A 5,608-nucleotide genomic window follows, 5' to 3' on the forward strand; every position below is an offset into this window, starting at 1 on the left:
GCCGTGGAGTCCGGCGACGCCCGCGCCGAGGAGGTCTGGCTGGCCGCGATCGGCGCGCTCGCCGACGGGCTGGTCACCGCGATCACGCTGCTGGACCCGAGCACGCTGATCATCGGCGGCGGGCTCGCCGAGGCGGGGGAGACCCTGTTCACACCACTGCGGACGGCCGTCGGAGAACGCGTGACGTTCCAGCGGCTGCCCGAGATCGTTCCGGCCGCCCTCGGGGACACCGCCGGATGCCTGGGCGCAGGGCTGCTCGCCTGGGACCTACTCGCCACGGAGGTACCTGCCTGATGTCCGGACGCGCACACAGCACCGTTCTCTCCGGCGCCAGGGTGGTGCTGCCCACCGGGATCGTCACGGGCGGCCGCGTCATCGTCGAGGGCGCCCGGATCGCGGGCAGCGCCCACGAGGACTCCGGCCTCGTCGACCTGTCGGGGCACTGGATCGTCCCCGGCTTCGTGGACATGCACAACCACGGCGGCGGCGGCGCCTCCTTCACCTCCGGCACCGCCGAGGAGATCCTCACCGGCGTACGGACCCACCGCGAGCACGGCACCACCACCCTCGTCGCCTCCACCGTCACCGGCGACCTCGACGAGCTGGCCCGCCGGGCGGCGCTGCTCGCCGAGCTGACCCAGCAGGGCGAGATCGCCGGCGTGCACTTCGAGGGGCCCTTCATCAACCCCTGCCGCAAGGGCGCGCACAAGGAGGACCTGCTGCGCGACCCCGACCCGGCGGAGGTCCGCAAGCTGATCGACGCCGCGCACGGCGCCGCCCGCATGGTCACCCTCGCCACCGAGCTGCCGGGCGGGCTGGACTCCGTACGCCTGCTCGCCGAGCACGGCGTCATCGCGGCGATCGGCCACACGGACTCCACGTACGACCAGACGGTGCAGGCCATCGAGGCCGGCGCGACCGTCGCCACCCACCTCTACAACGCGATGCCCGGCCTGGAGCACCGCGCCCCCGGCCCGATCGCGGCGCTGCTGGAGGACGAGCGGGTCACCGTCGAGCTGATCAACGACGGCACCCACCTGCACCCGGCGATGCTGGAGCTGGCCTTCCACCACGCGGGCGCCCACCGCGTCGCGCTGATCACGGACGCGATGGACGCGGCCGGCTTCGGGGACGGCACCTACCACCTGGGCCCGCTGGAGGTGGAGGTCAAGGACGGGGTCGCCCGGCTGGTGGAGGGCGGCTCGATCGCCGGTTCCACCCTCACCCTGGACACCGCCTTCAAGCGGTCGGTGACCGTCGACCGGCTGCCCGTGGAGTCGGTGGTGCAGGCCATCTCCGCCAACCCGGCCAAGCTGCTGGGCCTCTACGACCAGGTGGGCTCCCTGGAGCCCGGCAAGTACGCCGACCTGGTGGTCCTGGATGCGGAGTTCGACGTCAAGGGCGTCATGCGCCGGGGCGAATGGATCGTCAGCCCGCTGGGCTGAACCGGCCCTTCGGCGGGGGAGAAACGGGGCGGCCCGCCCGGAGGACTGGGCTGGCCGCCCTCCATTTGGCATGATCCCGGCACACACCAAGACCGGGACTGGCCATGATCCTCACCGTGACGCTCAACACCGCGCTCGACGTCACCCACCGGGTGCCGCGACTGCGGCCGCACACCTCCCACCGGGTGACCGCCGTCACCGAACGCGCCGGCGGCAAGGGCCTGAACGTGGCCCGGGTGCTCGCCGCGCTCGGCCACGAGGTGACGGCGACGGGCTTCGCGGGCGGCCCGGCGGGCGCGGTCGTCCGGGACCTCCTCGCCGGATCCCCCGGGGTGGTCGACGCCCTGGTCCCCTGCGCGGGCACCACCCGCCGCACGGTGGCGGTCGTCGACGAAAGCACGGGCGACACCACCCAGTTCAACGAGCCGGGCCCGCAGATCTCGGCCACCGAGTGGGCGGCCTTCCTCACCCGCTACACCGAACTCGCCGCCCGGGCCCGCGCGGTGGCCCTGTGCGGGAGCCTGCCGCCGGGCGTACCCGTCGGCGCGTACGCGGTCCTCGTACGGGCGGCCCGCGCGGCCGGCGCCCCCGTGCTCCTCGACACCAGCGGCGAGGCCCTGCGCCGCGGGGTGGCGGCGCGGCCGGAGATCATCAAGCCGAACGTGGCGGAACTCGCCGAACTGACGGGCTCGCGCGACCCGCTCCCCGCCACCCGCGACGCCCGCCGCCGCGGCGCCCACGCGGTGGTCGCCTCCCTGGGCCCCGAGGGACTCCTGGCCGCCACCCCCGACGGCACCTGGCAGGCCACCCCGCCCCGCACCCTGCGCGGCAACCCGACGGGCGCGGGCGACTCGGCGGTGGCGGGCATCCTGTCGGCCCTGACGGAGGACCTCCCCTGGCCGGACCGCCTCACCCGCGCGGTGGCCCTCTCCACGGCCACCGTCCACGCCCCGACGGCGGGAGAGTTCGACCCCCGCACCTACGCGGAGGTACGGGGGTCGGTGAAGGTCACGGCCGTCCCGGCGGGCGGGCGGTGAGGGGGCGGGTCAGCCGCGCTCCAGCCAGAGCTGGTCGATGTTGATCTCGCACTGGTTGCCCGTCTCGCACGAGATCTTGACGGTGTTGGAGCCCTTCTTCAGCTGCACCAGCGAGTAGGTGTTCGTCCAGCCCCACTCACCCGGCTTGGCCAGGGCGAAGTTCTTCATGTTTATCGGGCGGCTCTGGGCCTCGCCGTTGACGGTCAGCGTGGTGCTGGCGTCCTTGCCCGGCACCGCGTACGTCATCTTCAGCTTGTACTGGCCGTCCTTGGGGACGTCCAGGGTCCAGGTGACCGCCGCGCCCGTCTGGTTGAAGTTGCCGACGTACTGGCCGCCGGCGCTCTTCGCCCCCGGCACGGTCGTCTGCAGCGCCGCACCGCCCGTCAGGGCCATGCCCGCGCCCGAGGCGTCCGCCTTCGGCAGCGGGCTCTGCGAGGGCTCCGGCGAGGCGCTCGGCTCCGGGGAGCCGTCGGGCTGGGACGGGGCCACGGACTGGGACGGGCCCGTCGCCTGGTTCTTCTTCTTGTCGTCGTCCTTGTTGCCGAAGGCCAGGGCCGCGCCGATGCCGATCGCGACCGCCGCCACCACGGCCACCGCCGCGATGAGCACGCCCTTGCGGGGCCGGGGCCATCTGACGGGTCGGCGGGGCCGGCTGCTGCGGGACCCCGTAGCCGTTGGCCTGGAGGGCCTCGGGGGCCTGGTACTGGGCCTGGTAGGCCTGCGGGGGCTGCTGCTGGGGGACGGCGCCGCGCTGGCCGCCGTACGTCCGCTCGCCGACCGTGCGCACCTGGTTGTACGAGGTGCGGGGGACCCCGGGCTGCGCGCCGGGCTGCCCTCCGACCGCGGGACCGGGGTAGCCGTATCCGCCGCCCTGACCGGGCGGGGTGGCTCCGGCGGCCTGGCCGTCCGCGTAGAGGTAGCCGAACGGGTCGTCGTCCTCGGGCTGGTTCGCCCCACCGTGCGGGCCGTTGTTCGCGGGCGTCGTCATCGCAGGTCACTCCTTTCGACCCACGGGAGCCTACCCCGAACACGTGCGCCCACGGGTGGCCGTTCCGATCACCCGGCCCGGCGGTGGGCCTTGGAGCGGGACCTCTTCTCGATGTACATCCGCTGGTCGGCGGAGCGCAGCACCTCGTCCGCCGACATCCCGCAGCTGGCCCAGCCGATGCCGAAACTCGCCCCGACGCGCACGGCCCGCCCGTCCACCCGGATCGGCGGAATGATCGCGTTGCGCAGCCGGACGGCGAGATCGGCGGCGTCGGCCGCGCCGAGGCCGTCGGCGAGGACGACGAACTCGTCACCGCCGAGCCGGGCGACCGTGTCGCCGTCCCGGACGCCCGTGGTCAGCCGGCGGGCCACCTCGATCAGGACGGCGTCGCCCGTGTGGTGCCCGAACCGGTCATTGATCGACTTGAAGCCGTCGAGGTCGCAGAAGAGCACCGCGAGCCCCTTGGTGCCGTCGTCGATGTCCGAGGCGGGCGCCACGGTGTGCACGTGGTGGTCGTACGGGCCCTCGGGCTGCCCGGGGAAGCCGCCGGAGAAGTCCCCGGGGAATTCGAACCCCTCACCGCCGCCGGATCCGCCGGCCGCGCCCGGGGCGGCGAAGCCGTCGTAGCCGTGCTCCCCGGCCCCGGCGCCGGTGCCGGTGCCCTCCGCGCGGCCTTCGAAGGCCGCGTCGAGCGCCTCCACCGCGCCGGCCCGCACCGACTGGGGCCGCCGGCACAGCCGGGCGCCGAGGCGGGCGCGCAGTTCGGCGCTGTTGGGCAGGCCGGTGAGGGAGTCGTGGCTGGCCCGGTGCGCGAGCTGCAGCTCGTGCCGTTTGCGCTCCTCGATGTCCTCGACGTGCGTCAGGAGGAACCTCGGCCCGTCGGCGGCGTCGGCGACCACCGAGTTGCGCAGCGAGACCCATACGTACGTGCCGTCACGCCGCCCCAGCCGCAGCTCGGCCCGGCCGCCCTCGGCGGAGGTGCGCAGCAGGGTGCCGATGTCCTCGGGGTGGACGAGGTCGGAGAAGGAGTAGCGGCGCAGGACGGAGGCGGGGCGTCCGAGGAGCCGGCAGAGGGCGTCGTTGGTGCGCAGCAGCCGGCCGTGCTGGTCGCCGCCCATCTCGGCGATGGCCATGCCGCTCGGCGCGTACTCGAAGGCCTGCCGGAACGACTCTTCGCTGGCCCGCAGCGCCTGCTGCTCGCGCTCCAGCCGCACCAGGGCCCGCTGCATGTTCGCGCGCAGGCGTGCGTTGCTGATCGCAATGGCGGCCTGGAAGGCGTACATCTGGAGCGCCTCGCGGCCCCAGGCGCCCGGGCGGCGGCCGTTGCGCGGCCTGTCCACCGAGATGACACCCAGGAGTTCCCCGCCGGTCGCATACATCGGGGCGTAGAGCCGGTCCTCGGGGTGCCACTCGTCCTGGAAGCGCGGATCGGGCCCTTCCGTATGCCACTGGGGCACGTCGTCCTCCAGCAGGACCCAGCCCTCGGTGTGCGGGATGAAGCGCAGACCGTCCCAGCCCTCGCCCATGGTCAGGCGGCGCTCCCAGGCGGCGCGGGAGCCGACGCGGCCGGTGATGAGGGCTTCGGCGGCGGGGTCGCCGGCGAAGGCGGCGACGACGAGATCGCCGTCAGGGCGTACGAGGTTGACGCAGGCGAGCTCGTAGCCGAGGCCGCGCACGATGCCGTCCACGACGGTCTGCAGAGTGTCCGCCAGGCTCCGGGCCGTGTTGAGTTCGGCCACCACCTGGTGCAGCTGCCGCAGGGTCGCAAGACGGACGTACGGCTCCGACTCGGTCTCCATTGTTCGCTCTCCCCGAGACCTCGACAGCAACTCCAGGTTTGTCATCGGCGTTTCGTTGCGGTGTCCCGTCCACTGAATCACAGTGAGCTGTGCGGCAGGTACACAGGGTCAACAAATCTTGCCCTCTGTGACTCAAGTCACATGAGATGAATAGTGCTGCGGCGCTGGTGTGTTGAGGACGGGGGACCCTCCTCCGCCTTCCCACGCGCAAACGATACGCCCGGGGCCTAGGCCCTGCGGCCGGGACGCGGCTCGGACCAGCGCCCGATGTGCGCCGCGCGGCGGCCGGACTAGCGTTCGGTACGTGCCGAAGACGACCCCCGCCACCCCGCCTTACGC

5 protein-coding genes are annotated in these 5,608 nt (G+C 73.6%); 3 read left to right on the top strand and 2 right to left on the bottom strand.

Going from position 1 to position 5,608, the window contains the following annotated elements; genetic code table 11:
* The 3 genes from VR44_RS29770 to VR44_RS29780 all read left to right on the top strand — a co-directional run.
* Nucleotides 1–294, top strand: a 294-nt coding sequence (locus VR44_RS29770; RefSeq protein ID WP_045950723.1) for an ROK family protein, incomplete at its 5' end; no start/stop codon positions are given.
* A complete protein-coding gene (gene nagA / locus VR44_RS29775; RefSeq protein ID WP_045950724.1) occupies nucleotides 294–1,445 on the top strand; it encodes an N-acetylglucosamine-6-phosphate deacetylase in 1,152 nt (383 codons plus the stop codon). The genes VR44_RS29770 and nagA, both read left to right, overlap by 1 nt.
* A 104-nt stretch (nucleotides 1,446–1,549) precedes the next feature.
* Nucleotides 1,550–2,482, top strand: coding sequence for a 1-phosphofructokinase family hexose kinase (locus VR44_RS29780; RefSeq protein WP_045950725.1), 933 nt, complete (start codon nucleotides 1,550–1,552; stop codon nucleotides 2,480–2,482).
* A 9-nt stretch (nucleotides 2,483–2,491) separates the two neighbouring features.
* Here the strand turns inward: VR44_RS29780 and VR44_RS49250 are convergent, their stop codons facing one another.
* Together VR44_RS49250 and cdgB are read right to left on the bottom strand one after the other, a co-directional pair.
* Nucleotides 2,492–3,091 carry a CBM35 domain-containing protein gene (locus VR44_RS49250; protein WP_425424542.1) on the bottom strand — a complete coding sequence of 200 codons (600 nt, stop codon included), beginning with the start codon at nucleotides 3,089–3,091 and terminating at the stop codon, nucleotides 2,492–2,494.
* A gap of 447 nt (nucleotides 3,092–3,538) precedes the next feature.
* A complete protein-coding gene (cdgB, locus tag VR44_RS29790; RefSeq protein ID WP_045950726.1) occupies nucleotides 3,539–5,269 on the bottom strand; it encodes a diguanylate cyclase CdgB in 1,731 nt (576 codons plus the stop codon).
* Nucleotides 5,270–5,608 lie beyond the last annotated feature (339 nt).

This window comes from Streptomyces katrae (assembly GCF_000966975.1).
GTDB lineage: Bacteria > Actinomycetota > Actinomycetes > Streptomycetales > Streptomycetaceae > Streptomyces > Streptomyces katrae.